Annotated in this window: 22 protein-coding genes and 1 tRNA gene; 4 read left to right on the forward strand and 19 right to left on the reverse strand. The window is 70.3% G+C overall.

The genetic code is table 11. From position 1 onward, the window contains the following. Positions 1 to 20 precede the first annotated feature (20 nt). From ACZ7OU_RS40375 to aceA, 7 genes are all read right to left on the reverse strand, one after another. The gene (locus tag ACZ7OU_RS40375) at positions 21 to 1,220 is read right to left on the reverse strand and encodes a cytochrome P450 (protein ID WP_470259317.1); all 1,200 of its coding nucleotides are present in this window, start codon (positions 1,218 to 1,220) and stop codon (positions 21 to 23) included. Next, positions 1,217 to 2,419 carry a macrolide family glycosyltransferase gene (locus ACZ7OU_RS40380; protein ID WP_470259318.1) on the reverse strand — a complete coding sequence of 401 codons (1,203 nt, stop codon included), beginning with the start codon at positions 2,417 to 2,419 and terminating at the stop codon, positions 1,217 to 1,219. The genes ACZ7OU_RS40375 and ACZ7OU_RS40380 overlap by 4 nt, the downstream gene beginning before the upstream one ends. Before the next feature lie 9 nt (positions 2,420 to 2,428). After that, positions 2,429 to 3,856, reverse strand: a complete 1,428-nt coding sequence (locus ACZ7OU_RS40385) for a cation:proton antiporter domain-containing protein (RefSeq protein ID WP_470259319.1) — start codon at positions 3,854 to 3,856, stop codon at positions 2,429 to 2,431. Positions 3,857 to 3,943: 87 nt separating this feature from the next. Beyond that, positions 3,944 to 5,293: an NAD(P)/FAD-dependent oxidoreductase gene (locus ACZ7OU_RS40390; RefSeq protein ID WP_470259320.1), complete on the reverse strand. Its 1,350-nt coding sequence runs from the start codon at positions 5,291 to 5,293 to the stop codon at positions 3,944 to 3,946. A 30-nt stretch (positions 5,294 to 5,323) separates the two neighbouring features. Further along, on the reverse strand, positions 5,324 to 5,596 hold the full coding sequence (locus ACZ7OU_RS40395; RefSeq protein WP_155545874.1) for an acyl carrier protein: 273 nt from the start codon (positions 5,594 to 5,596) through the stop codon (positions 5,324 to 5,326). A gap of 58 nt (positions 5,597 to 5,654) precedes the next feature. Then, positions 5,655 to 6,302 (reverse strand): hypothetical protein, encoded by a 648-nt coding sequence (locus tag ACZ7OU_RS40400; RefSeq protein WP_470246075.1) that lies wholly within the window; start codon positions 6,300 to 6,302, stop codon positions 5,655 to 5,657. Between the two features lie 70 nt (positions 6,303 to 6,372). Continuing rightward, entirely contained in the window at positions 6,373 to 7,668 is a 1,296-nt protein-coding gene (aceA, locus tag ACZ7OU_RS40405; protein WP_470246074.1) for an isocitrate lyase, read from the reverse strand. A 190-nt stretch (positions 7,669 to 7,858) separates the two neighbouring features. On the opposite strand from aceA, the gene ACZ7OU_RS40410 reads away from it, so the two are divergent. After that, positions 7,859 to 9,277 (forward strand): UbiD family decarboxylase, encoded by a 1,419-nt coding sequence (locus ACZ7OU_RS40410; protein ID WP_470259321.1) that lies wholly within the window; start codon positions 7,859 to 7,861, stop codon positions 9,275 to 9,277. A gap of 91 nt (positions 9,278 to 9,368) precedes the next feature. On the opposite strand, the gene ACZ7OU_RS40415 is transcribed toward ACZ7OU_RS40410, so the two are convergent. The 9 genes from ACZ7OU_RS40415 to ACZ7OU_RS40455 all read right to left on the reverse strand — a co-directional run bounded on the left by ACZ7OU_RS40415 (position 9,369) and on the right by ACZ7OU_RS40455 (position 17,617). Beyond that, entirely contained in the window at positions 9,369 to 9,956 is a 588-nt protein-coding gene (locus tag ACZ7OU_RS40415; RefSeq protein ID WP_470259322.1) for a UbiX family flavin prenyltransferase, read from the reverse strand. Next, positions 9,949 to 11,166 carry a Rieske 2Fe-2S domain-containing protein gene (locus ACZ7OU_RS40420; RefSeq protein ID WP_470259323.1) on the reverse strand — a complete coding sequence of 406 codons (1,218 nt, stop codon included), beginning with the start codon at positions 11,164 to 11,166 and terminating at the stop codon, positions 9,949 to 9,951. Before ACZ7OU_RS40420 ends, ACZ7OU_RS40415 begins: the two co-directional genes overlap by 8 nt. Further along, positions 11,166 to 12,527, reverse strand: coding sequence for a M20 family metallopeptidase (locus ACZ7OU_RS40425; RefSeq protein ID WP_470246070.1), 1,362 nt, complete (start codon positions 12,525 to 12,527; stop codon positions 11,166 to 11,168). The genes ACZ7OU_RS40420 and ACZ7OU_RS40425 overlap by 1 nt, the downstream gene beginning before the upstream one ends. Then, entirely contained in the window at positions 12,524 to 13,390 is an 867-nt protein-coding gene (locus tag ACZ7OU_RS40430) for a VOC family protein (protein ID WP_470259324.1), read from the reverse strand. Before ACZ7OU_RS40430 ends, ACZ7OU_RS40425 begins: the two co-directional genes overlap by 4 nt. Positions 13,391 to 13,410: 20 nt before the next feature. Further along, positions 13,411 to 14,280: an alpha/beta fold hydrolase gene (locus ACZ7OU_RS40435; RefSeq protein ID WP_470259325.1), complete on the reverse strand. Its 870-nt coding sequence runs from the start codon at positions 14,278 to 14,280 to the stop codon at positions 13,411 to 13,413. A gap of 57 nt (positions 14,281 to 14,337) precedes the next feature. Beyond that, positions 14,338 to 14,416 (reverse strand) — tRNA-Trp (locus ACZ7OU_RS40440). 56 nt (positions 14,417 to 14,472) lie between these two features. Continuing rightward, on the reverse strand, positions 14,473 to 15,558 hold the full coding sequence (locus ACZ7OU_RS40445; protein ID WP_470259326.1) for an NAD(P)/FAD-dependent oxidoreductase: 1,086 nt from the start codon (positions 15,556 to 15,558) through the stop codon (positions 14,473 to 14,475). Continuing rightward, complete coding sequence (locus ACZ7OU_RS40450; RefSeq protein ID WP_470259327.1) at positions 15,558 to 16,637, reverse strand: hypothetical protein; 1,080 nt, start codon at positions 16,635 to 16,637, stop codon at positions 15,558 to 15,560. Before ACZ7OU_RS40450 ends, ACZ7OU_RS40445 begins: the two co-directional genes overlap by 1 nt. A 14-nt stretch (positions 16,638 to 16,651) precedes the next feature. Next, a complete protein-coding gene (locus ACZ7OU_RS40455; RefSeq protein ID WP_470259328.1) occupies positions 16,652 to 17,617 on the reverse strand; it encodes a hypothetical protein in 966 nt (321 codons plus the stop codon). Positions 17,618 to 17,848: 231 nt separating this feature from the next. Between ACZ7OU_RS40455 and ACZ7OU_RS40460 the strand changes: the two genes are divergently transcribed. Further along, the gene (locus ACZ7OU_RS40460) at positions 17,849 to 18,910 is read left to right on the forward strand and encodes an LLM class flavin-dependent oxidoreductase (RefSeq protein WP_470246064.1); all 1,062 of its coding nucleotides are present in this window, start codon (positions 17,849 to 17,851) and stop codon (positions 18,908 to 18,910) included. 207 nt (positions 18,911 to 19,117) lie between these two features. Here the strand turns inward: ACZ7OU_RS40460 and ACZ7OU_RS40465 are convergent, their stop codons facing one another. After that, positions 19,118 to 19,780 (reverse strand): GOLPH3/VPS74 family protein, encoded by a 663-nt coding sequence (locus ACZ7OU_RS40465; RefSeq protein WP_470259329.1) that lies wholly within the window; start codon positions 19,778 to 19,780, stop codon positions 19,118 to 19,120. A 312-nt stretch (positions 19,781 to 20,092) separates the two neighbouring features. Here ACZ7OU_RS40465 and ACZ7OU_RS40470 point away from each other — a divergent pair, with 312 nt between their 5' ends. Further along, a complete protein-coding gene (locus ACZ7OU_RS40470) occupies positions 20,093 to 21,694 on the forward strand; it encodes a beta-N-acetylhexosaminidase (RefSeq protein ID WP_470259330.1) in 1,602 nt (533 codons plus the stop codon). Continuing rightward, positions 21,679 to 22,434, forward strand: coding sequence for a class I SAM-dependent methyltransferase (locus ACZ7OU_RS40475; protein ID WP_470259331.1), 756 nt, complete (start codon positions 21,679 to 21,681; stop codon positions 22,432 to 22,434). Before ACZ7OU_RS40470 ends, ACZ7OU_RS40475 begins: the two co-directional genes overlap by 16 nt. A gap of 70 nt (positions 22,435 to 22,504) precedes the next feature. On the opposite strand, the gene ACZ7OU_RS40480 is transcribed toward ACZ7OU_RS40475, so the two are convergent. Both ACZ7OU_RS40480 and ACZ7OU_RS40485 read right to left on the reverse strand, forming a co-directional pair. Further along, positions 22,505 to 23,938, reverse strand: a complete 1,434-nt coding sequence (locus ACZ7OU_RS40480) for an AMP-binding protein (protein ID WP_470259332.1) — start codon at positions 23,936 to 23,938, stop codon at positions 22,505 to 22,507. After that, positions 23,935 to 25,065, reverse strand: coding sequence for an acyl-CoA dehydrogenase family protein (locus tag ACZ7OU_RS40485; RefSeq protein ID WP_470259333.1), 1,131 nt, complete (start codon positions 25,063 to 25,065; stop codon positions 23,935 to 23,937). Before ACZ7OU_RS40485 ends, ACZ7OU_RS40480 begins: the two co-directional genes overlap by 4 nt. Between the last annotated feature and the right edge of the window lie 68 nt (positions 25,066 to 25,133).

Genomic DNA, 25,133 nt, shown 5'->3' on the forward strand with positions numbered 1-25,133 from the left:
TAGTGCGGTGCCTAGAGGACTCAGGAGGTCCAGCTGACGGGAAGGGCGTGCACCCCGTAGTGCAGCATGTCGTCGCGCAGCGGGACCTGCTCCTGCGGCACGGCCAGCCGCAGTGCCGGGAAGCGCGTGAAGAGCGCCTTGAACCCCACCTGCATGGTGAACCGGGCCAAGTGCTGGCCGATGCACTGGTGCACGCCGTGGCCGAACGCGACGTGGCCCTGGGTGACCCGGCCGATGTCGAGCCGGTCCGGGTCCGGGAAACGCTCGGGGTCGCGGTTGGCCGCCGGGAGCGCGACGACCACCGTCTCGCCCGCGCGGATCACCTGCTCCCCCAGCTCGACGTCTTCCAGCGCCGCCCGGCTCGCGCCGAGGTGCGAGACCGTCAGGTAGCGCAGCAGTTCTTCGACGGCGTTGGGCCACAACGCGGGCTCGGCCCGCAGCCGCTCGAGCTGGTCGCGGTGCTCGAACAGCGCGAAGGTGCCCAGCGCCAGCATGTTCGTCGTCGTGTCGAACCCGCCGCCGACGAGCGCCCAGGCCAGGTTCACCAGCTCCGGCCGGTCGAGCTCGCCGGTGCGGGCCAGCTCGCCGAGCATGTCCTCGCCCGGGTTCTCGAACGCCGCGTCGACGAGCCGTTCCAGCGTGCCGCCGACGACGGTGATGGCGGCGATCAGCTCTTCCAGCGAGTACCGCATCCGGGCCACGACGTTGAGGTGGTGCAGCAGTTCCTCGCGGTCCGCCTCCGGGACGCCGACGAGTTCGCACATCAGCCGGGTGGCCAGCGGCTCGGCGTAGGCGGTGACCAGCTCGGCTTCCGTGCCCCGCGCCGCCATCGCGTCCAGCAGCTCGCCGGCGATCCGCTCCGCGGCCGGCACCAGTTCCCGGGTGCGTCGCACGGTGAAGTACTTCGCGATCAGCTTCCGGTAGCGCGCGTGGTCGGCGCCGTCCATCTTCGGGAACGCGCCGGGCGCGGCCGGCTCGGGCTCGTAGGTGTCCATCGGGAACGGCGGGGGCACGGCGAGCGCGACGAGGTCGTTGCGGTGGCTGAACCGGGCGTCGGCCAGCACCGCGCGGACGTCGGACAGCTTCGTCACCAGCCAGCCGGTGGCCGGGCCGGGACTGACGTCGAACGCCAGCGGGCTGATCCCCGGCCGGGCCCGGTACTCGTCGGGCGGGTCGAACGGGCAGCTCCGCTTGACGGGCAACGGCGACGGCTCGGTCACTTCCGGCTCCCTCCGGCCGGGTGCGCGGCGGCGACCCTGGCCTCGATCTCGTCGGCGGCGCGGGCGGCCCCGCCCGCGGCGTGCACCTCGCGCCGCATGAGCCCGACGCGCCGGCGCACGGCATCGTCGCGGTCGACGGCGAGCACGGTGTCCCGGATCAGCTCGGCGGTCACGGTCTCCTTGTCCAGCGACGCACCCAGGCCGAGCCGCCGGATCTGCCGCGCGTTGATGTGCTGCTCGGGGTGGTGCGGCACGGCGATCACCGGGACGCCGAAGGACAGCGCCTCCATCAGGCTGCCCATCCCGCCCTGGCACAGGAACACCGAGCAGTGCGGCAGGACGTCGCCGTGCGCGACCCAGCGATGGACCTCCACATTGGACGGAAGCGGTCCCAGCGTCGCCGGGTCCACGCGCTTGCCGAGGGTGAGCACCACCTGCCACGGCACGTCCGCGAACGCCTCGGCGCAGGTGCGGAAGAACTCCGGCCGGTCGTTGACGGTCGTGCCCAGGGTGATCAGCACGACCGGCCGGCCGTCGGCGGGCGGCCGCCACGACGCCGCGGCCGGCCCGGCCGACGGTCCCACGAAGGCGAACCGCTCGTCGAAGGTCTCGCCCGCCGGCTGGAACGCCCGCGGCAGGAACACCAGCGTGAACTCGTCGCCGCCGGTGAAGAACTCCTCCAGCGTCAGGTCCGCGAGGCCGTGGGCGGCCAGGTGCTCGCCCAGCCTCGTGACGAACCGGGCGATCGCCGGGTGGGCCGGGTCGACCGCCTCGCCGTAGGTCTGGTTCTCCTTCGTCAACGAGAAGTGCTCGTTCGACGCCACCGTCGCCGAAAGCTGCACGGCGGGCACCTTCCGCTTCCGGGCCAGCAGCCGGCCCGGCGCCCACAGCGTCGTGTCGTAGACGAGCAGATCCGGCGCGGGCAGGCGTTCCACGCCGGGCAGCACGGCCATGCTCTGCTCGAGCAGGTGCAACGGCGCCCGGGCGGCCTCCTCGGCGTTCGTGATGTCCGGCTGCGCGGTGGACAGGTCGCAGCCGTAGTCCGCGGCGCGGGCGCCGGTCGCGGCGACCCGGTCGGCGAACTCGCCGGAGGTGAAGCAGGTGACCTGGTGGCCGCGGCGCACGAGCTCGGCGACCACCGGCAGCGCCGGCGTCATGTGGCCGTAGGCGGGATAGGGCAGGAAGGTGATGTCGGGCATGACCGGCTCCTACGCGGCCGGCAACGGTTCCGCGGGCCGGCGCTTGTACCGCTCGATCAGCGTCAGCGCGGGCGAGGTGGCCACGGTGGTCACCAGCGTCATGACCACCAGCATCGCGAACATCGTCGGGCTGATCACCTTGAGGTCGAGGCCGATGTTCAGCACCGCCAGCTCGGTGAGCCCCCGGCAGTTCATCAACGCGCCCAGCGACCACGCGTCCCGCCTGCCGATGCCGGACAACCGCGCGGCGGCCAGGCTGCCGCCCCACTTGCCCAGCATCGCCACGACGACGATCAGCAGGCACCAGAGCCACAGCGCCGGGTCGGTGCCGATCAGGTCGAACTTCGTGCGGAGTCCCGTGTAGACGAAGAACAGCGGCAGCAGCAGCGTGACGGTCAGCGCGTGCATCTGGTCGGTGGCCTGGCGGATCGGCAGCGAACCGCGCGGCGTCACGGCGCCGAAGAGGAACGCGCCGAAGATCGGGTGGATGCCGATCGCGTTGGTGGCCAGCGCGGACAGCAGCAGCCCGGCCAGCAGCACGGACACCACCGCCGTCGTCGGCAGCGCCTTCTGGCCCTGCTCGGTGGGCGCGAACAGCCGGCGCAGCAACGGGCGCACGACGAACAGCATGAGCGCGAAGAACGCGATCGTGAGCCCCACGGTCACCAGGGTGGCGGCCATCGAGGTCGCGCTCGCGATGGCGACGACGAGCGCCAGCAGGCACCACGCGGTGATGTCGTCGACGGCGGCGCAGCTCAGCGCCAGCGCGGCGATCGGCAGCTTCGTCATCTTGCGGTCGGTGATGATCCGCGCCAGCACCGGGAACGCCGTGATGCTCATCGAAATCGCGAGGAACAGGGCGAACGGCAGCCGCGCGACGCCGGCGCCGAGCGTCGGGTGGAGGACGAACGCGAGCACCACCCCGGACAGGAACGGGATCGCGACGCTGACGTGGCTCACCAGCACCGCTGCCTTGCTGCGGCGGCGGACCAGCTCGACGTCCAGCTCGTAGCCGACCAGGAACATGAAGATGACCAGGCCGATCTGGGCGAACGTGTTGATCGTCGAGGCCAGGAAGTCGGGGAAGATCCAGTGGTAGGCCGCGGGCCACACCCAGCCGAGGAACGACGGCCCGAGCAGGATCCCGGCGAAGATCTCGCCGATCACCGTCGGCTGCGCCAGCCGCTTCGCGAGCGCGGAAAGCAGCCGGCAGGCCAGGAAGATCACCGGCAGCGCGAACAGCAGCTTGGCGACCGGGTCGGCCGCGCCGCCGGTGTGCCCGGTCGGCGCGTGGCCGTCACCGCCCCCGGTGCGCAGCAGGAAGAACGCGGCCGCGACCGGGAGGACCACCATGGCCAGGTAGGAGATCCACGTCCGGCCCTTCGGGGTGGCCTCGGGCGCGGGTGACTCGGTGGTGCGCTCGTCGAGCGATGACATGACGGGTCTCTCCGATCGGACGCAGCCGGTCGTGAGTGGGAAACAGTGTTCTAACCCTGTTTCCCACTCACGACCGGGAGGTACTGCCTAGAACAGGGCCAGTGCCGAAGAAGAGGCCTTGAGGCTGCCGAGGTGCCCGTGCCACAGGTGCGTGGGGTCGGCCTCGACGGCGGCGACGTACTCCTTCATCGCGGTCAGGGCCGCCGGCTCCTCGGCGTCGTAGACGTCGCCCTGGAGCATCTGGATGACGTCCTTGCGGTACCGGTCGTCATCGATGAACGCGGTGAACAGCACGTTCAGCCGGTAGTACATCGAGATGAAGTCGTACCAGATGTTGACGCCCTTGCGGAGGGTGTTGACGTAGTTGTCGAACCGCTCCCGGCGGAAGTCGCCCGCCTTGTGCGCGGCGATGACGTCCTTGGCCGCGAGACGCGCGCTGTTCATCGCGACGCTGACCCCGCTGGAGAAGATCGGGTCGACGAAGCGGGCGGCGTCACCGATGAGCACCAGCGCGTCGCCGGCGATCTGCTTCATGCCGTAGCTGTAGTCGCCCTCGGTCTTGAACTTCCGCACGCGCTTGGCGTTCTTCAGCGCGTCCAGCATCTCCGGCCGGGTGCCGACGGAGTTCCAGAAGAAGCCCTCGAGGTCGTCCTTGTGCTCCTTGAACTTCTCCTTCTGGGTGACGACGCCGATCGAGGTGATGGTCTCGGTGATCGGGATCTGCCAGACCCAGGTGTTCTCCTGCGGCAGGAAGTGCACGTGGATGTAGTCGGCGTCCTCGGGACGCCGCGCCAGCGACGCGCGGTCCAGGCCCTCGAACCACGTGTGCACCGCGTACTGGTTGAAGACCTTGTCCGGCACCTTGACCTTGAGCTGCTGACCCAGCAGGGTCTGGCGGCCGGAGGCGTCGAGCACGACGCGGACGGCGACTTCGAGGGGCTGCTCGCCGATCTTGGCCTGCAGCACCGGGCGGTCGCGGTCGGTGAAGTCGACGCGGTTGACGCGGACGCCCTGGTAGACCTTGGCGCCGAGCTCTTCGGAGTGCTTGAGCAGCAGCGAGTCGAACTGGCCGCGGTCGACGTGCCAGGCGTAGACGCGGTCGACGCCGTCCTGGTCACGCTCCTCGTAGGCGATTTCCGCGACGCCGAGTCCGTGCGAACCGGCGTCGAAGTCCAGCGTGCTGGTCGGACGCGTGTCCGAAGACGTCCACGCGGCGCCGTACTTGCGGGGGAAGCCGGCCGCCTCGACCTTGCCGATGACCCCGATGTCGTGCATCACGGGGATGACCGCGGGGACGAGGGACTCGCCGACGTGCTCGCGAGGGAACGTTTCGCCCTCGAAGACCACCACCGAAAGGCCGGCCTTCGCCAGGTAGGACGCCGCCGTGGAACCGGCCGGGCCACCGCCGATGATGCCGACATCGTAGTCGTAAGACACAGGTTCTCCGTTCAAGATCCGAGACAGGGGTCAGGCGACCGGGGCACGCAGCGAGGTCACCAGGTCGGCGATGCTTTCGATGTCCTTGAAGTGACGGGCCACCATCTCCGTGGGGGGAACCCGCACGGAGAACTCCTCGCGGAGGTAGGCGACCAGCCGGGTGGTTTCGATCGAGTTGAGCAGGCCCCAGTCCAGCAACGGCGTGGTCGTGGTCAGTTCCCCCACGTCCTTGCCGTCCAACAGGTGCTTCTCGACGAACTCAACGAGCTTCCGCGTGATGTCCACGCGCTCGTCGTCTGCCATGTTCTTCCTCCAGTGACGGCACAGCTCCACGCACGGATGTGCTGGAATTCGGGAAAGGTCAGTCGGTTCCGGCGTCGTGCGTGGCCTTGTTGCGCGCGCCACGGCGGGGACGCTCGAGCCGCTCGGTCTCGGCGTTGATGTGCTTGCGCGGGGCGAAGGCGACGTACCGGCCGCCGGACATCTTGGCCTTGAAGTTCTTCATCCAGCCGTGGTGCCCGAAGTTGCCGTGCTTGTCGAAGCCGACCAGCGAAATGCCGCTGCGGTCGTAGTGGCCGCCGACGAGCAGGCACCACTGCCGGAAGTCGGGGTACTCGTTGGTGAGGTGGCGGTAGGTGAGCACGAACGCGAGGTAACGGCGGAAGTCCATGCCGTCGAGACCCTCTTCGTCGTAGACGCGGGAGATGGCCTGGGTGCTCTGGCCGAGCATCTCGGGGATCGGCGAGGCCGAGCAGACGAGCCAGTGCGACTCGTCGGTCATCGGGCTCTTGATCATGTTCTGCTCGACTTCCCAGCGGAAGTTCGTGTTCAGCTTGCCGGTCTCGATCATCTGCGCCTCGGAGATCTCCTGGGGCACGTAGATGAGCATTTCGTTGGTGGTCTCGAGCTCATCGATCTCGGCCTGCGTGAACGGGCAGGGCTTCACCGCGATTTCAGTGGTCCCATAAACTCCGTACACCATGTCTTCGAGGTTTTCGGGCATGCGCATGAGCGACCGTCCTGAATGGTTTTTTGTGTCGTCGGCTTGGTTTCTAACACGGAACCGTCTTGGGAAACGCTCAGTAGAATTGGGACTTCTCCGTGGAGTCCATCAGCGCGACGGTGTTGCTGGACGGGTTGACCACCGTGCTCACCAGGTCGAAGTAGCCGGTGCCGACCTCGCGCTGGTGCCGCGTCGCGGTGTAGCCGGCGGCCTCGGCGGCGAACTCGCGCTCCTGGAGCTCGACGTAGGCCGTCATGCCTTCGTCGGCGTAGCCGCTCGCCAGCGCGAACATCGAGTGGTTCAGCGAGTGGAACCCGGCGAGGGTGATGAACTGGAACTTGTAGCCCATGTGCCCCAGCTCGCGCTGGAACTTCGCGATCGTCGCGTCGTCGAGGTGCTGCTTCCAGTTGAACGACGGCGAGCAGTTGTAGGCCAGCAGCTGGTCGGGGTACTCGGCCTTGATCGCCTCGGCGAACCGGCGCGCGACCTCGAGGTCCGGCTTGGACGTCTCCATCCACAGCAGGTCGGCGTAGGGCGCGTAGGCGAGGCCGCGGGCGACGCAGGGCTCGATGCCGCCGCGGACGCGGTGGTAGCCCTCGGGGGTGCGCTCGCCGGTCAGGAACGGCTTGTCGCGGTCGTCGACGTCGCTGGTGATGAGGTTCGCGGCCTGCGCGTCGGTGCGGGCGATGACGAGGCTCGGGACGTCGCAGACGTCGGCGGCCAGGCGCGCGGCCTGCAGCGTGCGGACGTGCTGGGAGGTCGGGATGAGCACCTTGCCGCCGAGGTGGCCGCACTTCTTCTCCGCGGCCAGCTGGTCTTCCCAGTGCACGCCGGCGGCGCCGCCGGCGATCATGCCCTTCATCAGCTCGAAGGCGTTGAGCACGCCGCCGAAGCCGGCTTCGGCGTCCGCGACGATCGGCGCCAGCCAGTGCGGGGCGTCCTTTTCGTCCTCGGCCCAGCTGATCTGGTCGGCGCGCAGCAGCGCGTTGTTGATCCGGCGCACGACCTGAGGGACGGAGTTGGCCGGGTAGAGGCTCTGGTCCGGGTAGGTGTGGCCGGAGAGGTTCGCGTCGGCGGCGACCTGCCAGCCGGAGAGGTAGATGGCCTTGAGGCCGGCCCGCACCTGCTGCACGGCCTGGTTGCCGGTCAGCGCGCCCAGCGAGTGGACGTAGTCCTCGGTGTGCAGGAGGTTCCAGAGCCGCTCCGCGCCCAGCCGGGCGAGCGTGTGCTCCTCGGTCACGCTGCCGCGCAGCCGCAGGACGTCCTCGGCGGAGTAGTCCCGGCGGACTCCGCGCCACCGGGGGTCCTCGGCCCAGGACCGGGCCAGTTCGGCCGCCGCGGCTTCGCGGGGCGGCGCTGCGGTGACGGTCATGTCGTTCTCCTGACGTACGACGACGCGCGGCTTCGTGGACGAATCCATTTAGCACCCGGCAACCCCTGCCGAGCGCCACCGCGGGACGAGGACGGAGCATTTCCCTAGTTCTTGCCGGTCGCGCCCCGCCGAGTCCGTGACCGGGGCCGATACTCGGTTCGCGAGCCACGGTGCGAACGGAAGGCGTTTGATGGCGAAGGATCTGCGGACATTCCTGGCCGAGCTGGACCCGGACCAGATCAAGGTCGTGCGCAAGCCGGTCGACCCCGAGTTCGAGGTCACCGCGCTCGTCGACCGCATGGAGGACGACCCCGCCTACCCCGGCTTCCCGGCGGTGCTGTGCGAAAACGTCGGCGGTTCCGAGATCCCGTTGCTCATCAACCTGCACGGCACCTACGAGCGGCTCGCGCGCAGCATCGGCTCCGACGTCCACTCGATGGTCCCGGAGTACGCGTTGCGCGAGGGGTCCGGGATCAAGCCGGTCACCGTGGACACCGCGCCCGTACAGGAAGTCGTGCTCACCGGCGACGACATCGACGTCGGCCTGCTGCCCCTGCTCAAGCACCAGGAACTGGACGCGGGCAAGTACATCACCTCGGCCGTGACCATCTGCCGCGACCCGGACAGCGGCAAGATCAACGCCGGCATCTTCCGCCACCAGCAGCAGGGCCGCGCCCAGGTCGGCATCCAGGTCAACCCGGCCCACCACACCGCTTACGTGCTGCGCAAGCTGCGCGAGCAGAAGAAGCCGATGGAGGTCGCGCTCGTCATCGGCCACCACCCGGCCCTGCTGATGGGCGCGGTGTCCAAGCTGGAGGGTATCGGCGGCGAGCTCGACGTCGTCGGCGGCCTGCTGGGCGAGCCCCTCGAAATGGTGCCCTGCAAGACGGTCGACCTCGAGGTGCCGGCTCGCGCGGAGATCGTCATCGAAGGCGTGATCGACACCGACCCGGACGCGACGGCCGTCGAAGGCCCGTTCGGCGAGTACCCGCGGTTCTACACCCGCACCGGGCCGCAGCCGTACGTCAAGATCACCGCGATCACCATGCGCCGCAAGCCCATCTTCGTCGACGTCTTCAACGCGCACACCGAGCACAGCATGCTCGGCGGGCTCCCCCGGATGGGCAGCATCTACCGCCGGGTCAAAGAAGCCGTGCCGACGGTGACCGGCGTGCACCTGCCGTTGTCGGGCATGGCGCGGTCGCACCTGTACCTGTCGATGAGCAAGCGCGTGGAAGGCGAGCCGAAGCTCGCGGCGTGCGCGGCGCTGGCGGTGGACCCGTTGCTGAAGCACGTGTTCGTGGTCGACGACGACGTCGACGTCTTCAACGAAGTCGAGACGCTGTGGTGCCTGGCGACGCGCTTCCAGGCCGACCGCGACCTGACGATCATGCCCGGCTTCCTCGGCGGCCAGCTCAACCCGGTGACCTACGGGCACAACCGGGAGGAGAAGGGCCCGATGGAGACCAAGCTGATCTTCGACTGCACGAAACCCGTGCCGCCGGCGGTGTTCCCGCCCTCGTGCCGGGTCCCGCCCGATGTCGTCGCGCGAGTGGACCACCGCGCACTGCTGGAAGACGGGGACGCACTGGCGTCCTACTTGGACTGAAGGTCGCCCTCACCGGTCCACCGCCGGTGGGGGCGATCTTCCACCACCCACGAAGAAGGCCCCCTCCGGCGGAGGGGGCCTTCTCAGTAGGTCAGTGGGTCGACGGGCCGTGCCAGCGTTCGACCAGCTCGTCCGGCGGCTTGATCCCCAGCAGGTCGCACAGCCGGCCGACCTGGTGGTCCACCAGGTCGCCGAGCGACTTCGGGCGCCCGTAGAACGCCGGCATCAGCGGCGCGATGATCCCGCCCATCTCCGTCACCTGCGTCATCGCGCGCAGATGCCCGAGGTGCAACGGCGTCTCGCGCAACGCGACCACGAGCTTGCGCCGCTCCTTCAACGTCACATCGGCCGCCCGCACCAGAAGACTGTCGTTCTGCGACCACGCGATCGCCCCGAGGCTTCGGACCGAGCACGGCAGCACGATCATCGCGTCGATCGGGAACGACCCGCTCGAGATCGGCGCCGCGATGTCACCGGGCCGGTACGTGCGGTCCGCGAGGGCTTCGACGTCGCCGGGCTTCCAGTCCGTCTCGAAGGCGATCGTCTGCCGCGCCGCCGGCGTGACCACCAGGTGCGTCTCGACCTCGGGCATGCCCTTGAGGATCTCCAGCAGGCGGATGCCGTAGATCGCCCCGCTGGAGCCGGACATCCCGATCACCAAACGGAAAGGCTCAGTCATGCTTCGCCCGCCTCTTCTCGGCCTGACGTTCCTTGACTTCCTCCACCGGGCTGCGCCGGGCCTCCTCCTCGACCATCCGCCGCCACTCGGTCAGCGAGACGTCGGGGCGGTACAGGCGCTCCGGCGGGGCGTCGGTGACCTCCACCATCAGCCGGTCCTCGTCGTTGAACATGCCGTGGAACACCCAGCGGGCCCACGTCCAGTAGTAGAGCCAGAACTTGCGGTTGCGCCACTTGCCCTGGTTCATCACGGCGAGCTGGACGTACGTGTGGTCCTCCGCCGTCGCGGCGACCCACCACTCGAAGTGCGACCACTCCGCGTACTTCACCCGCAGCGTGCCCGGCAGCCGCAGCGACACCTTCGTCTTGTTGCCCTCGCGCCGCCGGTACCACTTCTTCTTGGGGAAGTCGCCGAGGCCGGGGAACGAGGCGCTGTAGTGCATCTTGTCCTTGCGGCGGGTGATCCACGGCCCGTCGCGGATCACCTTCATCTCGCTCCACACCGGCATCTTGACGCGCTTGGTCCACAAGGCGTTGCGGTGCAGCCATTTCGCGTGACCGTCGTCGAAGCCGTTCTCCGCGCCGAAGCGCCAGTTGCCCTCGCGCACGGTGATGCGGCCGACGACGACCGCGTCCGGGTCGAGCAGCTCCTCCGGGACGTCCTCTTCGAACGGGCGGGCCGGGCCGTCGCCGAGCCACACCCAGACCAGGCCGCGGGCCTCCTCGACCGGGTAGGTGCGCACGGTGACCTTGCCGCAGATCGGCGACTCGGGGCCGTCGGTGATCGCCGCGACCAGCACGCCGGTCTCCAGGTCGAACGTCCAGCCGTGGTAGCAGCAGCTCCACGTGCCGGGGAACTCCTGCGACGACATCTTGTGGCTCAGCGGGACCCCGCGGTGCGGGCACCGGTCGTGCAGCGCGCGGACCTCGCCGCCGTCGCGGATCAGCATGATCTTCTCGCCGAGCACCCGGACCGCGTGCGGCTTCTTGCCGATCTTGCGCGACCACGCCACCGGGTACCAGTACTCGCGGAAGCCGAGCGCCGCGGCTTCGTAGCGCGGCCAGGTCGACCAGTCCCGGCGGCCGGGGCCACCGACGGTCGCCTGCCGGCGCGCCGGGCGGACCTGTTCGTCCACCGTCTTTCGGGGGTTCGGGTGGCGGAGCCCCCGACCTGGGGCGGAGCCCCAGTTGTCATCGACGGTGTCGGTCATCAGTTGTCTCCTCGACTGCTCGCGGGAGGCTCACACAGTTCGGCGCGCTGCCGCGTCGTCACGTCCACCACGACGCCGACCAGCAGGTCGACGAGCCGCCGCATGGCGGGCAGGTCCGCGACGCCCATCGAAAACCCTTCGAACGGCCCGGGTACGGCCGCCATCGGCAGGCCGATCCGCGCGGTCGGGATGCCGTGGCGGCGCAGCACGCCGCCGTCGGACAGCCCGCTGCCCGGCTTGCCCGGCACGTGCGGGCGGCCTTCGACCTCTTCCCAGGCCCGGACCAGCCGGGTGACGACCGGGCTGTCGGCGGGCGTGGCCGACCCCGCCTGGCCGGCCACCAGCTCGACCTCGATCCCGACGGCGGGCTCCGACGCCCGCAGCTCGGCGACGATCGCCTCGAACTGGCCGGCCACGGCGTTGACCGTGGTGCGCGGGTTGACCCGCAGGTCGACCCAGAACTCGCAGGTCGCCGGGTTGAACGCCGGCTTGGTTCCATCGCCGGCCCGGATCGCGGTGACGGCGCCCTGCGGCGCCACCTGGCCCGAGGAGTTGCGCGCGGTGTACTCGGCGAACCAGCTCTCCAGCCGCCCGACCATCCGGGCGGCGGCGACGATCGCGTTGTTGTAGCTGCCCTTGTGCCGGCTGCCGGTGTAGCCGACCGAACCGCGCACGACGACGCGGAAGATCGCGAACCCGACCTCTTCGTGCACCACCGAGTAGCCCGGCTTGAGCACGATCGCGAGGTCCGAGGAGCACTGGCCGTGGTCCATCAGGAACTGGGTGCCGACGCCCATGCCGGAGTTGCGCCGCGAGGACAGCTCCCCCGCCAGCACGGGCATGCTGCCGCCGACCAGCGCGACCACCAGCTGGCCGTCCAGCGGCACGCCGGAGCGGTGCACGGCGAGCGCGGCGGCCAGCGCGCAGCTGGCGAACGCCTTGGGGTTCTCCGCGCCGAGCCCGACGACCTTGTCGCCGTAGCGCTGCGCGGGCAGCGTGAAGTCGTCGCGGGGCCGTTCCCCGAGCCACGGTGCGTCCTCCCGGCCCGGCGCGAACGCGGTGTCGAGCGGCGCCAGCACGAGCAGCTGCGCACCCGTGCGGCCGGTGCCGACGCGGGTGACGAGGTTGGCCTGGCGTTCGTCGATCGCCTGCACGCGGCTGTCGATCCCGGCCGAGGTCATCACGTCGCGGAAGTACTCGGCCAGCTCCCGCTCGCAGCCGGTCGGGCTGGGGATGTCGGTGGCCGCCTGGCACAGCAGCGCCAGCTCTTCGTCGTCGACCGAGGCGCGGGCGGCCTTGACCCATTCCCGCTGCCAGCCGGACAGCTGCGTGATGTCCGGGTCGATCGGGTCGGGGGTCATGAGGTCTTGATCTCGGTGCCGGACACGTGGTGGTGCCCCCACAGGCTGGTCGGCCCGGCCAGCTGCCGCGTCGACCAGTCGGCGGTGTCCACGTCCAGGCCGTCCCAGCCGTACTCGATCTCCCAGCCCGAAGGCGTCTCGAGGTAGAACGACACGGCCCGGTCGTTGGTGTGGCGGCCCAGCGTGCGCGTGACGATGCGGCGGTCGTAGGCAACATCGATGGTCGAGCCGACGTCGTCGAGCGTCGTCGTCTCCAGCATGATGTGCCGCAGGCCGGGCTCGTCGGTGTCCACCAGCGCGATGGAGTGGTGGCGCGGGTTGCAGTGCAGGAACGCGATGAAGCCCTTGAACGTGTCGCTGACGCCGAAGCCGAGCGTGTCCACCAGGAACGCCAGCGTCTCGGCGTAGTTCGTGACGCCGACGACGGCGTGGCCCATCCCGTGCTCGCCGGTCCGGTAGCCGGTCAGCGTGCGGGTCAGGCGCAGCGGCCGGAAGTCGGCCTCCTGCCCGTAGAACAGCTCGTGGCGCAGCCCGGACGGGTCTTCCAGCCAGGCCATGCCCGCGACGCGGCGGTCGGCGCACTCGGCGGCGGTCGCCTGGGTCACCGCGACGCCGGCCGCGGCCAGCTCGTGTTCGAGCGCGGCGAGGTCGGCGGCGCTCGCCAGTTCCCAGCCCAGCCAGGACAGCGCTTCGCTCTCGCCGTGGCGCACGTCGAAGCGGTAGGCCCGCTCGTCCATGCGCAGCAGCAGGCGCCCGTCGTCGATCCACTGGCCGGGCAGGCCCAGGACGTCCGCGGCGAACGTCTCCCAGGCCGGAAGCTCCCTTGTGGACAGTCCGACGTAGGCGAGACTGCGGATGCGCATGGGGTTCGTCCTCCTGCTGGTCACTCCGCACGGCCCAGGAAGTCGAGGACCACGCGGTCGTGCTCCTCGGGCTGCTCCCACTGCGGCCAGTGCGCGGCGTCGGCGACGCTGTGGAAGGCCGCGCCCGGGATGAGTTTCGCGATCCGGCGGCCCACGTCGGGCCCGCTGCCGGGGTTGTGGTCCGACCACAGCACCAGCGTCGGCACGCTCACCGTCGTCAGCCGGTCCTCGGAGATCTTCCGGTTCGGCCCGGAGCCGAACCCGAAGGAGTTCTCGAACACCGTGCGCAGCGCGGCGTTGGTCGCGGGCTCGGCGTAGATCCGGCGGCGGACCTCGACCAGCTCGTCGGTGACCCGGTCGGGGGTGGCCATCAACCACTCGAGCCGGGTGCGGATGGTCTCCGGGGTCGGGTTTTCGATGGCGGCCAGCGAACGCGCGCGCAGGGCCTCACGCCCTTCGGCGGGCCGCTCGTTGACCGAACCCGGCGCCCACTTGATGCCCGCGGTGGTGTTCAGGACCAGCTTCCCGACACGGTCGGGGTGCTCCAGCGCCAGGGTCAGCGCGACCCAGCCGCCGAGCGACTCGCCTTCGATGTGCGCGCGCTCGATGCCCTGGGAGTCCAGCAGGTCGAGCACCTGCTCGACGTAGGTGCCGACGGCGTCGTGGGTGAACTCCGGCTTGGCCGAGAAACCGTGCCACAGCAGGTCCACCGCCATCGTGCGGTAGTGCCCGCCCAGCCGGTTCACGTTGCGCGCGTACGCCTCGGCGTGCCCGCCGACGCCGTGCAGCAGCACGAGCGCCTCACCGTCGCCGGCCTCGATGACGCGGCTGGGGTAGCGGTCGCCGAGCACGTGGGTCCGGCTGCCGAGCAGCTCGGTCCAGATGGTCACCTCGGTCACTCCCAACGGTTCGGCGGGACCGGCCGGAACCGGTGGCACTGGTGTTCGTGGCAGGGGCGGCAGGACTCGAACCTGCAACCGTCGGTGTTGGAAACCGCTGCTCTGGCCAATTGAGAGCTACACCCCTTCGCGACCGGTTTCCCGGTGCGAGATCATTATGCGGCGGATTTTTTGGGGAACTTTCTAGCTTCTCCCGAAGCGGTCCGGCGTGAAGACGTCGACGAGCTCGTCGCCCACGCCGTCGACGATGCGACCGGCGAGCGCGCGGCCGAACAGCGGCCCGAGGGTGACCCCGGCGCTCGCGACGGCCTCGTAGTACCCCGGGACGGCCGACAGCGGGCCGACGCTCGGGAGTTCGTCACGGGCGCACCGCGCGTCCACCACCTCGGCCGTCCGCACGGTCGCGGTGCCCAGCAGCGGGACCACCTTCGCCGCCCGGTCCAGGAGGTCTTTGACGTACTCGGGTTCGGGCTCGCCCGAGCGCGGGGGCAGGCCTCGGTCGACGCGGTCCGAGCGCAGGACGACGCGGCCGGGCCCGTCCGGGCGGATGCTGACCTCGGGTGCGCGCAGGATGAAGTCGAGCGGGTCGCCGTCGACCAGCAGGTGCGCGATCAGGCTGCGCCGGGGTTCACCGAGGAACGGGCGGGCGCCGGCCAGCGCGCCGATCTCGTCCGCGGCCGAGCCGGCGGCGTTGACCACGGCGTCGGCCTCGATCCGGCGGCCGTCCGCGAGCCCGACGCCGCCCGACACCGACGTCACCTCGGCGTTCAGCTCCAGCGTGGCGCCGAGGGAGACCGCCTCGTCCAGCAGGTGCCGGGTGAACGCGACCGCGTCGATCCAGCCTTCGGCCGGGAGGACGGCGACCGTGCCCGTCGAGGGGAAGACGACCGACGAACCGAGGGCGCCGGCCGCTTCCGCACCCGCGTGCCGGTCGACCGGGCAGCCCCACTCGTCGAGCTGGGCGAGGTAGCCGGCGAACGACTCGTCGTCGGTCCAGGCCACCGTCCCGGTGCGGTGCCACCACGGCGCGGGTGCGAACTCGCCGGCCAGCGCCGCGTGCTCGGCGATGCCGGCCTGGTTGAGCTCGAAGTACGACTTCGGGAAGCGCCGGTACGCCGTCGCGGTGGCGAACCCGATCTCCGTGGTGCCCGAGGCGGGCCGGTCCGCGCGGTCGACGCAGTGCACGCGGGCACCGCGCCGGGCGAGGTGGTAGGCCACCGAGGCGCCGATGACCCCGGCGCCGACGACGACCACCGTCGGCGGGGCCATCAGTAGAGCCCTTCCGGCGCGGCCTGGCTCACCTGCAGCGGGCGGACGTTGTAGACGCCGTCGACCGGCCATTCGCCCTTGGTGTCGTAGCGGGTCGCCTCGTCGCGCTCCATCAGGTTGGGCAGGAACAGGTCCTCGTGCAGGACGGTCAGCTTCAGCTGGCCCGACTGTCCTTTGTCGACAGTCCGGCGGAAGTCTTCCGGATCCACCACGGACATCGTCACCTGCGGGTACGTCGGCGCGTAGGGCAGGATCGCGCCGCCGTCCTCCGGGTGCAGGCTGACCGCGTTGCCGAAGGTGTTGCCGTAGCCCGAGCGCACGAGCCCGCCGTCGAGGGCCTTGACGAAGTCCTGGTACATCTGCGGGCTCATGTGGGTGCCGCCGAGGCGGACGCCGTCGAGCGCGGCGACCAGGTCCGGGTGGCGCGCGATCAGCTTCTGCAGCAGCGCGGGCGTGGTGTTGAGGTAGTGGACGTGCTGGGAGCGCAGGCAGTCGACGATCTGGCCGAGGACGTGCTCGGTGTACTCCCCCAGCTCCTTCATCTTGCCGGCGCGGATGAGCTGCTTGATCCACCGCGGGTCCATGTCGATGCCGTAGACGAGCCCGGCGAGCTGCTCGGAGAGCTCGATCGCGCCGTTGCCGATCTGGTGCGGGCCGCTCGGCGTCGCCTGCAGCCAGGTGCGGCCCGCTTTGTACCCGTCGAAGAGGTACGACCAGCGTCGCCATTCGACGCGGTGGGTCATCATGTCTTCGGTGTAGAACACGCGCACGGGGTCGCCGGTGGTGCCGCCGGACTCCCAGACGCGCCCGATCAGCGGGCGCGGCACGGTGCGCGGGACGAGGTCGCCGGGGTCCAGGCCGCGCAGGTCGCCGGGTGGGAACGGGCCGAACTCGGCGAGCTGGTCATAGCGCGTGATGTCCATCGGGTCGAACGACAGCTCGGTCGCGCGCTTGAGCCAGTAGGGGCTGCCGAGTTCGGGGTTGAAGTGCCGTCGCACCACGTGCCGCGTCCACGCGTCGAGGTCGAGGGACAACCAGTGGTCGGTCAGGCTGGCACGTTCGTGCGTGCGGGTGCTCACGGTCTCTCCTTGCTTCACGCGCTGGGGGCGACGAGGTCGACCGCGTAGTCGTAGATCGCGGTCATGGCTTCGGTGACGTGGTGCGGCTCGGTGATGCGCACGACGGGGAACGGGAAGTCGAGGACGCCGGCGGGCAGCGTGGGGCCGAGCACGAAGGCGAGCCGGACGCCTTGGTCCTTCATGCCGGCGCAGACGTGCGGCAGGCTCATCGTGGTGGTCTTGTTGCGCCGGAACAGATCGCGGACGTCGTCGGCCGTCGTCAGCGCGCGTTCTTCGAGGAACGAGCACACCGGGATCCGCGGGTCGGCGACGGTCATGGCTTCCACCGTCGGGGCCATGAAGTCGGTCGCGTACTGGCGCAGCGGGGAGTGGACGGCGAACGGCTGGCCGTCGATGACGCTGATCATGCCGGGCGGGCTCTGCGCGACGAGCTTGTCGAGGGCCTCGGCGGTGCCGCTGAGCATGAGCAGCCGCGCGGTGCCGTTGGAGAGGACGCCGAAGTCGCCGCCGAGGTACACGCCGGGGCGCCGGTCGCCGTAGTAGAACGTCGGGTCCTCGGTGACCGGGAGGAAGGCGATGGCCGCGCCCTGCGCCGGCGGGGCGGGGACGGGCAGCGGCGTCTTGGCCTCGCGGACCAGCAGGTCGAACAGCGTGCGGCGGTCCACGGCGCCCGCGACGGAGCTCGCGATCAGGCCGCCGAGGCTGATGCCGCCGGCGACGGCCGGGTGGATGTCGGACTCGGCGAGCACGTCGTGGATGCCGAACGCCAGCGCGGCCAGCCGGATGCCGGCGAGGCTGAAGCGGTCGTGGTCGCTGCGGGGCTCGAACTCGCCGCGCAGCAGGGCGCGCGGTTCGATGCCGGTCCAGTCGCGCACCTGCTCGTAGGAGCGGCGCATGGCCGGGTACGCCTCGTAGAGGTGCGCGCCGTGTTCGGGGTCGGGATCGGAGATGTTCGCGCCGAAGAGATATCCCAGAGTCACCGAATTCCCCTAACGTGTCCGACACGGCTGCCGCGACGCTACGCACGCTCTTGGGGGCGAAGCCGGGCTAGCATGGGGTCTCTAGGCAAAACCTCAGCTCCGGGCGCGGGACTCCTTAAGAGTTCCCCCAGGGTTCGCCTGCTAGGGCGGCTGTCGCGGGCGCGGCGGGTGGAAAAAGGTGGCAGCCGGCCCATCCAGGCTCGCCACCCTATTCGCCGGAGGTATCAGAACGTGGAGTATGGCGTCTCGCTGTTGCCGGACTGCGACCCGGAGACCACGACCGCCTCGCAGTACTTCCAGGATGTGCTGCGGGTCAGTGTGCTCGCCGATCAGCTCGGCCTGAACTACGTCAAGATGACCGAGCACTACCTGCGCTCCTACGGCGGATATTCCCCCAGCCCGCTGGCGTTCCTGTCGGCCGTGGCCGCGCGCACCGAGTCCATCCGCCTGATGACCGGCGGCATCCAGGCCTCGTTCCACCACCCGATCCAGATCGCGGCGCACGCGGCACAGGTCGACGTGATGAGCGGCGGCCGCCTGGACGTCGGTTTCGCGCGGGCGTTCCTGCCGTACGAGTTCGAGGCGTTCGGCGTCGACATGGACACCAGCCGCGAACGGTTCCTCGCCACGATCGAAGCGGTCGTGCGGCTGTGGAACGAAAAGGACGTCACCGAGAAGACGCCGTTCTTCGAATACGAGAACGCGAACTCGCTGCCGGCCCCGGTCCAGGAGGACGGCCCACCGGTGTGGGTGGCCGCGCTGGCAACCCCGGCCAGCTTCGACTGGACCGGCCGCAAGGGCTTCAACCTGCTGATCAGCTCGACCCAGCTCAACGAGATGGCCCGCAAGCGCGAGTACGTCGAGCTGTACCGCAGTTCGTTCCTCGAGAACCACGGAGATTCCGGCCGCAAGCCGAAGTTCGCGGTGAGCATCCCCCTGCTGATCGCCGACACCGACGAAGAGGCGCGCGACCTGGCGGTGCCGTTCATGGTGAAGTCGTTCAACGCCTTCAAGGAGGCGATCCTGTCCTGGCACAACGTGGAATCCCCGGCATACGAGGGCTACACGGCAATGGCCCGCCAGATGGCGAGCTTCGACCTGGAAACCGACGGACTGGAGTCCAAGGCGGTCGTCGGCTCACCGGAAACGGTACTGGGCCGCATCGAAGAGGTCCGCGACGTACTGGGCCCGGACGTGATCTTGTGGAACCTCGACTTCGGCGGCCAGTCGTACGAAACAATGTCCCGCACGTTGAACCTGTTCGCGGACAAGGTGATGCCGGCCCTCGGATGACCCCTCCCAGGGGTGAAGAAGCGGAAGGGCCCGGTGGCCGCAAGGCCACCGGGCCCTTCCGTCAGGCAACCGACGAACGAGGCCCCAGACTCCCCCCTGCACCCCGATCCGAAGCCCAAACACGGCCGGCGGCACCGGGTCAAGGCATCTTTCCCGCCTTGACGCGGTACCGCCGGCCGTAGTCACAATGGAGCTTCGGGGTGCCGGTCAGCCGCTGAACCCCAACCCACCCTGAGCAGCGATCATCGTCAGCCGAATACCGCGCAGCGCCTTCTCCAACCCAGGAGCAACCTCACCAACCCGGTCGGTCAGCTCCTCGATGCGCTCCTTGTACTCACCCTTGCTCTCCTTGCGCGTGACAACACTCGGCACCGTCCCAGCGGCAGCCAGCGCAACGAGCGCGGCGTCATCCGCACCGACCTGCGAAGCCGGGGTAGACCCGTGCAGCACCTCGACGGCGTGCTCCTGCAGCGCCTTGGCCAGCGCCGGGTCGGTGACGGTCACGTGGGTCTTCGGCACAACGCCCATGACCTTCTTCTCCTCGACCGTGAGCAGCTTCTGCTCCACGAGCTGCTCCTCGATCGCCTCGAGGGTCTCCTTGTAGTCGTGCCGCAGCCACGACTTCCAGCTGCGCTTCTCGTTGCCGATCTGCGCCAGCAGCCGGTCGAGCACCGGGTCGCCCGTCGGATCCGACTTGACCAGCACGGCGTCGCCGTCGTCGTCGGCGATGTTGCCGCGCAACGCCAGCTCGGTCAGCACGCCGGCGCGGGTCAGGAACGCCGTGCGGGTGCGGTCGTAGAGGTCTTCCTTCTCCAGGTCGTAGGCGAGCAGGTAGGCGCGGTAGTGGACGGCGGTCGGCGTCTCGGTCATGTCGGTCACCCGTTTCTGTGTCGGTCGGCGGTACGGGCCGGGGTCCCCGCGTCCGGCCGGATTTCCCCCTGGCGGACGCGCCTGGCAGTGCGTGCTTACCCGATCTTGGCCGCTCGGACACCCGCGAAAAACGGCCAAAGGTTGACAGTCGGTGACGGAAGGTTGTCGGCTCACAACCTTAGTTGTTCCGGCGTCCGGAGTAGCGGGGCTTAGCAGTCTCCCCAGACGTCGGCCGATCGGGTGGACTCGCGCCCCACCAGGCCGTTAAGAGGTAGAGGCCACTCTCTTTCCACTATCCGCAATGGACGGCTCATGACCGCTCGAACTGCCAGGCGTGGGGTGCTGCTCCTCTCCCTCCTCGGCCTGCTCGCCCCCGGGGTGCCCGCCGGCGCCGCACCGCAGCCGGTTACGGCCGCATCCACCCTCCAGCAGATCGTGCCCGCCCCGGTGTCGGTGACGCCGGACCCGGCCGTCCGGTACCTGCTCGGGCCGGCGACGGTGGTGTTCACCTCCGGCGGCGCCGACGCCCGCCAGGTCGGCGACTACCTCGCCGGGCTGCTCCGCCCGGCGACGCGGTTCCGGGTCCCCGTGATCCCGGCACCCGCGCTCCCCGGCGTCCCGAAGGCGCTCCCCGGGATCTCGCTGCTGCTCGGCGGCGCCGACCCGCGTGTCGGGGCCGAGGGGTACCAGCTCGACTCCACCGCGACCGGTGTGACCATCCGGGCCGCGAAGCCCGCCGGGCTGTTCAACGGCGTGCAGACGCTGCGTCAGCTCCTGCCCGCGTCGCTGAGCGGGACGCTCACGGTGCCCGGCGGCCACATCCTCGACTACCCGCGGTACCCCTACCGCGGCGCGATGCTCGACGTGGCACGGCACTTCCTGCCGGTGGCCGACGTGAAGAAGTACATCGACGACATCGCGCTGTACAAGGTCAACAACCTGCACCTGCACCTCACCGACGACCAGGGCTGGCGGCTGCAGATCACCGGCTGGCCGAACCTGACCGTCAAGGGCGCGAGCACCGGCTCCGGCGGCGGGGCCGGCGGTTTCTACACCCAGGCCCAGTACCGCGACATCGTCGCCTACGCGCAGAGCCGGCACATCACGGTCGTGCCGGAGATCGACATGCCGTCGCACTTCGGCGCGGCGCTGGCGTCGTACGCCGAGCTCAACTGCGACGGGGTCGCCGGGCCGGTCTACACCGGGCTCACCCCCGCGCCGCGGTCGGACCTGTGTGTCGACAAGCCGATCACGTACAAGTTCATCGGCGACGTGCTCGGCCAGCTCGCGGCGCTGACCCCGGGTGGCTACCTCGACGTCGGCGGCGACGAGATCCAGGACCTCGACGACGCGCAGTACACCGCGTTCATGGCGAAGATCGCGCCGATGGTGGCCAAGCACGGCAAGAAGCTGCTGGGCTGGGCGGAGATGCTCACCGCGACCCCGCCGCAGGGCGCGACCGGCGAGTTCTGGATCTACGACGGCACCCAGAACGAGGTAGGCGAAGCCAGCCAAAAGGGCGCGAAGCTGATCATGGCGCCGTGCGTCTACACCTACCTGGACATGAAGTACGCGCCCGACGTCCCCGCCGGTGACCTCGGCCTGGAGTGGGCGGGCGACATCAGCGTCCAGGCCGCGTACGGCTGGGACCCGACCGCGGTGGTGCCCGGCGCGCTGAACTCGAACATCGACGGCGTCGAAGCTCCCTTGTGGACGGACACCGTGCGCAGCCTCGACGACGTGCGTCTCTTGGCGTTCCCCCGGCTGCCCGCCATCGCCGAGATCGGCTGGTCGCCGCAGGCGAGCAAGGACTGGACGTCGTTCTCGTCCCGGCTGGCGGCGCAGGGACCGCGCTGGAAGGCGCTCGGTGTGAAGTACTACGCGGCCCCGGAAATCCCGTGGCCGAAGAACTGACCCGGCGGGAGAAGCCGACGATGGCGAACAAGGACGGGCAGGTCTGGGAGGCCTACTGGAAGGACCTCCCGGACCGCGTGGGCGCGGCGTTCTGGGACTGCGAGCCCGCCGACGGAGCGGCCGCGCACGCGGAGCTGTTCAAGGCGCACTTCGACCCGGCGCTCCCGCTGGTCGACCTGGGCTGCGGCAACGGCACCCAGACGAAGTACCTGGCCGGGCTGTACGACCGGGTCGTCGGCGTCGACATCGCGGAAGCGGCGCTGAACCGGGCGCGGGCGGAGAACGCGGCGGACAACGTCTCGTACGAGCTGCTCGACGTGCTCGACGGCGCGGCCGTGGCGGAGTTCCATTCGCGCTACGGCGACGTGAACATCTACCTGTCCGGCGTGATCCACCAGCTGCCGGTCGAGAAGCGGGTGGCGTGCGCGCGGAACCTGGCCGCGCTGGCCGGGACGCGCGGGTGCGTGTTCAACCAGGAGCTGACGCCGGCGAGCTACACGTACATGCAGCAGCTGATCGCGGACCCCGCGAACGACCTGCCCAAGCTGGAGCGCGTGTCGATCTACTTCGGCATCGGCCTCCAGCCGGCGGCGGGCGAGGCGGAACTGGAGACGGTGTACGAGGTGGGCGGCTTCACCATCCTCGACGGCGGCGAGCTCCTGCTGCGCACGACGGAGACCCTGGCGGACGGCTCGGGCTTGAACCTCCCGACCCACTACGTCATCGCACGAGCCTCCTGAGGGCATGAGAAAAGGGGCGGTCCCGGAGTCGGGACCGCCCCTTCCTCGTTTCCCGGTCGGGACGGGAACGTCAGTGTGCGGCGGCCAGTGCGGCGCGGTCGGTCTTGCCGTTCGCCGTGCGGGGCAGCTCCGCCACCGCGCTCACCTCGTCCACGATCATGTACTTCGGCAGGTGGGCCGCGCAGTGGGCCTTCATGCCCAGCAGTGTCACGCGCTCGCCCGGGCGGGGGACGATCACCGCGCGCAGGCGGGCGTCGATGCCCGCTCCCGCGACGATCACCGCCACCTCGGCCACCGCCGGGTGGCGGGCCAGCGCCGTCTCGATCTCGCCCAGCTCGATGCGGTGGCCGCGGAGCTTGACCATCGCGTCGCGGCGGCCGGCGTACTCCAGCTCGCCCGCCTCGTCGTACCGGCCCACGTCGCCGGTGTGGTAGCCGCCCAGCTGCGGCGCCGCACCCCAGTACCCCAGCATCACCGTCGGACCCTCGACGACGATCTCGCCCTCGGGAGACAGCGTCAGCGTCGCCCCCGAGCACGCCCGCCCGATCGGCAGGCCACCGGTCCGCGCGAGATCTGCCGCCGTCACTTCGTAGCTCGTGACGACGTTCGTCTCGGTCGGCCCGTACCAGTTGAACAGCCGGACGTCCGGCCACGCGCGACGCAGCGTCTGCACCCCGGCGATCGGGAACGGCTCCCCGGCGAACACGCAGACCCGCAGGGACTCCGGCGCCGGCCGGGCGAGCAGGCCGCCGTGGCGCATCATCAGCAGGAGAGCCGACGGCACCGAGTACCAGACGCTGATCCCGCGCCCGTGCAGGAACTCCGTCAGCTCGGCGGGCGAGTACGACAGGTCCGCGCCGGCCAGGTCGACCGACGCCCCGGCGAAGAACGCGCCGTAGAGGTCGAACACCGACAGGTCGAAGTTGAACGGCGCGTGGTTGGCCAGCCGGTCGCCCGCGTGCAGCCCGGTCTCCGCCGCGGCCCACCCGACGAACGCGAGCGCGTTGCGGTGGCTGATCAGGACGCCCTTCGGCGCTCCCGTCGAGCCGGAGGTGTAGAGGATGTACGCGGGCTCGTCCGGCCCGACGTGCTCGAGCGGCGGGCTCGGCCGGTCCACAACGGACAGTGCGTCGAACGAGCTCAGCGGCGGCGGGTTCGGGCCCCAGTCGGCCGTCTCGCCGGTGACCACCAGCGCGGGCGTGCAGCCCTCGGCGATGAGCCGCACCCGCGAGACCGGGTTCGACGGCGCGACCGGCACGTAGACCGCGCCCAGCCGCAGCGACGCCTGCATCAGCGCCACCACCTCGACGCTCTTCTCCGCCCAGATCAGCACCCGGTCACCGCGGCGGACGCCGGCCGCGGACAACCCGGCGGCCTGGCGGTCGGCCAGCTCGTCGAGCTCGCGGTAGGTCACGGTCGTGGCGCCGCAATGCACCGCCGGGGCGTCCGGCGTGCGCTCGGCAGCGTCAAGAACCAGCTGGTGCAGCAGTTCCACCCTGTTCACATCCCCAGTTCCATCGCGACCAGCTGCCGTTGCACGTCGGAGGCGCCGGAGAAGATCGTGCCGCCGATCGCGTCCCGCAGCGCGGCTTCGATCCCCTGCTCGCGCAGGTAGCCGCGGCTGCCGAACAGCTGCACGGCGTCGGTCGCGCTCGCCACCGTCCCCTCGGACACCGCGAGCTTGGACAGCGCCGCGAACAGCGTCGCGTCTTCGCCCTGGTCCAGCGCCCAGCAGGCCCGGTACAGCAGCAGGCGGGCGCTTTCGGCCCGCAGCTTCATCTCCACGATCCGGTTGGACACCGACTGGAACTCCGCGAGCCGCTTGCCGAACTGGCGGCGGTCGCGCACGTGCGCCAGGCAGCGCTCGATCAGCCGGTCCTGCACGCCCAGGTACAGCGCGAACAGGCAGGCCCGCTCCCAGCCCATCGAGTGCTGGAAGATCGCCGAGCCCTGGCCCGGTTGGCCGAGCACGGCGTCCGCGGGCACAAAACAGCCGCTGAAGGTGACCTCGGAGGCCACGCAGCCTTCCATCCCGAGCTTGGCGAACGGCTCGCCGAAGGTGATCCCCGGCGAGCGGGCGTCGACCACCAACGCCGTGATGCCCCAGTGGCCGGCGGCCGGGTCGGTGACCGCGTAGGTGACGAGGACGTCGGCGACGGGACCGTTGCTGACGAAGCTCTTGACGCCGTCGAGCACGAACCCGCCCTCGACCGGGGTGGCCGTGGTCCGCAGCGCGCCGACGTCGGACCCCGCTTCGGGCTCGGTCATCGCATTGCCCGCGATCAGGTCGCCGGCGGCGAGGCCGGGCAGGAGCCGCTCGCGCAGGCCCTCGGGGGCGAAGTCGACGATGGGCATCGTGCAGGCGAACAGGTGCGCGGCCGCGCCGAAGACGAGGCCCGTGTCCGGGCAGCCGCGCCCGGCGGCTTCGAAGACCCGCGCGGTGTCGAGCGCGGTCAGACCGCCACCGCCGTGCTTCGCGGGCACGCTGGCGCCGAGGACGCCGAACTTGCCCAGCAGGGCCCACTTCTCGCGGCTGAACACGTACTCGGGTGCGGCCGGGAAGGCCGCCCGCGTGTCGGCCACCGTCCGGTCGTAGCGCTGCCGCTGGTCCGCGGTCCAGCCGAACTCCATCCGCCCACCTCCACCAGGGTTCGCGCCCGAGGCTAGCGGCGGGACGTCTGGCGAAATCCCAGAATGCG

The organism is Amycolatopsis sp. NPDC114505, from assembly GCF_055633615.1.

Coding starts and splice junctions, on each gene's coding strand:
- ACZ7OU_RS40470 (WP_470259330.1), top strand. CDS start 20,093: ATGACCGCTCGAACTGCCAGGCGTGGGGTGCTGCTCCTCTCCCTCCTC.
- ACZ7OU_RS40395 (WP_155545874.1), bottom strand. CDS start 5,596: ATGGCAGACGACGAGCGCGTGGACATCACGCGGAAGCTCGTTGAGTTC.
- ACZ7OU_RS40400 (WP_470246075.1), bottom strand. CDS start 6,302: ATGCGCATGCCCGAAAACCTCGAAGACATGGTGTACGGAGTTTATGGG.
- ACZ7OU_RS40380 (WP_470259318.1), bottom strand. CDS start 2,419: ATGCCCGACATCACCTTCCTGCCCTATCCCGCCTACGGCCACATGACG.
- ACZ7OU_RS40410 (WP_470259321.1), top strand. CDS start 7,859: ATGGCGAAGGATCTGCGGACATTCCTGGCCGAGCTGGACCCGGACCAG.
- ACZ7OU_RS40445 (WP_470259326.1), bottom strand. CDS start 15,558: ATGGCCCCGCCGACGGTGGTCGTCGTCGGCGCCGGGGTCATCGGCGCC.
- ACZ7OU_RS40430 (WP_470259324.1), bottom strand. CDS start 13,390: ATGCGCATCCGCAGTCTCGCCTACGTCGGACTGTCCACAAGGGAGCTT.
- ACZ7OU_RS40465 (WP_470259329.1), bottom strand. CDS start 19,780: ATGACCGAGACGCCGACCGCCGTCCACTACCGCGCCTACCTGCTCGCC.
- ACZ7OU_RS40485 (WP_470259333.1), bottom strand. CDS start 25,065: ATGGAGTTCGGCTGGACCGCGGACCAGCGGCAGCGCTACGACCGGACG.
- aceA (WP_470246074.1), bottom strand. CDS start 7,668: ATGACCGTCACCGCAGCGCCGCCCCGCGAAGCCGCGGCGGCCGAACTG.
- ACZ7OU_RS40420 (WP_470259323.1), bottom strand. CDS start 11,166: ATGACCGACACCGTCGATGACAACTGGGGCTCCGCCCCAGGTCGGGGG.
- ACZ7OU_RS40385 (WP_470259319.1), bottom strand. CDS start 3,856: ATGTCATCGCTCGACGAGCGCACCACCGAGTCACCCGCGCCCGAGGCC.
- ACZ7OU_RS40425 (WP_470246070.1), bottom strand. CDS start 12,527: ATGACCCCCGACCCGATCGACCCGGACATCACGCAGCTGTCCGGCTGG.
- ACZ7OU_RS40415 (WP_470259322.1), bottom strand. CDS start 9,956: ATGACTGAGCCTTTCCGTTTGGTGATCGGGATGTCCGGCTCCAGCGGG.